This window comes from Streptococcus massiliensis DSM 18628 (assembly GCF_000380065.1).
Taxonomy (GTDB): domain Bacteria; phylum Bacillota; class Bacilli; order Lactobacillales; family Streptococcaceae; genus Streptococcus; species Streptococcus massiliensis.
Window position 1 is genome coordinate 1 of record NZ_KB904438.1, and the last position, 2,985, is coordinate 2,985.

General features: G+C 37.1%; 3 protein-coding genes and 2 tRNA genes. All 5 read right to left on the reverse strand.

From position 1 onward, the window contains the following. Positions 1 to 106 precede the first annotated feature (106 nt). The 5 genes from pcsB to A3I3_RS0109485 all read right to left on the reverse strand — a co-directional run bounded on the left by pcsB (position 107) and on the right by A3I3_RS0109485 (position 2,965). Complete coding sequence (gene pcsB / locus A3I3_RS0109465; protein WP_018372449.1) at positions 107 to 1,315, reverse strand: peptidoglycan hydrolase PcsB; 1,209 nt, start codon at positions 1,313 to 1,315, stop codon at positions 107 to 109. Positions 1,316 to 1,401: 86 nt separating this feature from the next. Continuing rightward, a complete protein-coding gene (gene mreD / locus A3I3_RS0109470; RefSeq protein WP_026129866.1) occupies positions 1,402 to 1,905 on the reverse strand; it encodes a rod shape-determining protein MreD in 504 nt (167 codons plus the stop codon). Then, a complete protein-coding gene (gene mreC / locus A3I3_RS0109475) occupies positions 1,902 to 2,723 on the reverse strand; it encodes a rod shape-determining protein MreC (RefSeq protein ID WP_018372451.1) in 822 nt (273 codons plus the stop codon). Before mreC ends, mreD begins: the two co-directional genes overlap by 4 nt. A gap of 71 nt (positions 2,724 to 2,794) precedes the next feature. Beyond that, positions 2,795 to 2,882, reverse strand: a tRNA-Ser gene (locus A3I3_RS0109480). Positions 2,883 to 2,891: 9 nt separating this feature from the next. Continuing rightward, a tRNA-Ile gene (locus A3I3_RS0109485) sits at positions 2,892 to 2,965 on the reverse strand. Positions 2,966 to 2,985: the final 20 nt, after the last annotated feature.

Sequence of the window (2,985 nt, forward strand, 5' to 3'; positions counted from 1 at the left end):
TTCTCATCGCTTTAAATATCAAAAAGGAGAGAACCAATTCGGTTCTCTCCAGATCTTAGCTGACATCAACCCACTACAGTTGACAAAGAGCCTTTTATCATATTAATCAATTTGGATAGATATAAGTTACATAACCTTGTGCATTAACTGGATTAAACCAACCACGGTAATTACCAATAGCTTGATTACCAGCGTAATTTGCTTCAGATACTTGAATACTTGTAGTAGATTGTACGGCAGTTACAACTGCAACGTGACCATATCCACCGTCATTCCAACATGCGATAGCTCCAACTTGTGGAGTTGAACCTGTACGGAAACCTGCTGCTGCTGCACTAGCAGCCCATTGTCCACCGTTACCCCAATAGTTTCCAGCCCAAGGAGCCAATACTTTAGCACCCCAAGTACATTGTCCAACAGGGTATGTATTACCTGCTGATGAATAAGAAGGTGTAATTGTAGAAGCTGAAGGCGCATCTGTTGATGCTGCTGGTGCTGAAGTAGTATTTGCAGGAGTTGATGCTGCTGCCTGAACCTGTGCATTAAAGTTTGTTTGACCAGAATTCACAATCGCTTGCGCTTGAGCTTCACGTTGTGCCTTAGCAGCTTGCTCAGCTGCAGCTGCTTCTGCGGCTGCCTTTTCTGCGGCTGCTTTTTGCTCAAGAAGAGCAGATTTTTCATTTTCAGCAGTTGCTTTCTCAGCTGCTAGATTTAATTGAGCTGCTTGCAATTCTGCTTGTTTAGTTTTTAAAGTCTCAGCGTCGCTTGCAAGAGTTTGTTGATTTGCAAGGACGGTATTAATAGCTTTTTGGTTTTCTTCTTGTTTTTCAACAATTGCTTCTTTATCTGCTTTTTGTTCAGCGAGCATTTTATTGTTAGCAGAAACAATCTCACTCATGGCAGATACACGAGAAATAGCGTCTGTTAGTGACTTAGAATTAACCACTGTGTTAATGTAGCTAGTCGCTGTACCACTTGTTTGGGCACTACGAGCTTGCTTTTTCAAAGATTCATTACGAGCAACAATGTTTGCTGACAATTCATTGATTTCTGCTTGTAATTTTTCAGAATTAGCATTTAATGTTTCATTTTCAGCTTTCAATTTTGCTTGTTCTGCTTGAAGTGCTGAAACTTTCCCTTGAATTTCATCAACTTGAGCTTGTGCAGCTTGTTGTTGAGTAGTCAAATTATTAATCTTGCTATCTTGTGCAGCAATTTTGCTATCAGTCGTATCAGCTTTTACACTGGTAAGGCTGGCACTTTGTGCAAGAAGTACTGTGCTAAGCATTAATGATGTGATAATTTTTTTCTTCATAAATTGAGTAAACTCCTATTCCAATAAGACAATTATAAGTATAACAGCACTATATTACAAGAACGTTACATTTCTATTTCCTTTTTTTATATCAAATGAATTTTATTAAACAATGGTTGGACGATTAAAAAGAGTAATAGATTAAAAATTAGAGATGGAAGCAAAGAATAGACAACAAATAGATCAAAGGTCACTTGATTGGCAAAAATTAGTAAGCCAATTCCCATGAAAATCATTTCAAACGTAAAAACTAAGATTAGGATAGACAAAAACCGCGTCCAATAATTATATAGCAAAATATCATTTAATGAAGAAATCGCCATACTGAAAATTGGAAATAGTAAAATGGTAATCCCAACAAGGTTCAAATAATAACTATCATAAAGAAGACCAATCATAAAAGCTATAATTAAAAAGGCTTGTTCTGAGACTTCCATAGATAAATATAGAAAAGCGATTAAAAGAAGGTGGCTTGAAATATGTAACTGTGAAGGTAAAAGGTCAGAGAAAAAAGTTGAAAGTTGACCGTCTAGCAGCATACATAAAAACAAAAGTAAAAAACAAGATATATTTCTTCTTATTGATTTCATGGCTGTTTCCCCACTAAGGTCAAAGCACGTATGTTCGTCATATCTGCTGCTGGTTTGACAAATACTTCTCGTGACAAATTATTGCTGTTTTCTTTGACAGAAATAACTTTTCCCACCGGAATATTTGCAATATTGTAATCCCCTAAGCCACTTGTTGTAACCGTGCTATCTTTGTCAATGCTCTCATTACTATTAAGCTGACTGATAATAAAAGCATTTCTCTTGCGATCGTATCCTGTCAAAATTCCAAAAATCTCGCTAGTAGAGGTTTTAATCTTTACAGCCACTGGATGTAATTCTTCCTGACTTGTCAATAATCGAACACGACTTGAATCTTTCTCAACTCGTTCTACGGTTCCAACTAAGCCTTCGTTTACAACGGCCAACATTTTCTTTGTCACTTGACTATTAGAGCCTTTATCAACAGTCACATCATCACTCCAAGTAGCAGGAACTCGATTAAGGATACTTGCTGTTACTTGTACATTTCCTTCATAAAGTTTCCTCATATTTAAAAGCTCTCGTAACTGCTGATTTTCTTCTTTTAGAGCATTTAACTCGCTTTCTTCATCCACCAGACGATAAGTTTTCTCTTTTAATATTCGATTTTCCTCATAAGTTTTTATCAAATGTGATATATTTTCTTTTCCATCATTAAACCAAGAAAAAGGCGCACCAACTATCCGATCAACCCAAGATACACCATTGGCAATATAACCCACTATTTGATTAGTGTAAGTTGTCATCAATAAAATTGACAGGCACAATGAAACTAGTATTGTTATGACTATTGTTTTTGATTTTTTAAATCTCTTCATTTTCATCCTCATTTCCAGGCACACTAAAAATATGAAAAAGAGTTAGCCTAAGCTAACTTTTTAAACTATTACGGAGAATGGGGGATTCGAACCCCCGCGCCAGTTACCCGACCTAACGATTTAGCAAACCGTCCTCTTCAGCCTCTTGAGTAATTCTCCAAATATATATGGGCACGAGTGGACTCGAACCACCGACCTCACGCTTATCAGGCGTGCGCTCTAACCACCTGAGCTACGCGCCCAAGTTCTAAAAACTTGGTAT

What these genes read in the sequence shown, in the direction of transcription:
- pcsB (WP_018372449.1), bottom strand. Translation starts at nt 1,315, where the DNA reads ATGAAGAAAAAAATTATCACATCATTAATGCTTAGCACAGTACTTCTT.
- mreC (WP_018372451.1), bottom strand. Translation starts at nt 2,723, where the DNA reads ATGAAGAGATTTAAAAAATCAAAAACAATAGTCATAACAATACTAGTT.
- mreD (WP_026129866.1), bottom strand. Translation starts at nt 1,905, where the DNA reads ATGAAATCAATAAGAAGAAATATATCTTGTTTTTTACTTTTGTTTTTA.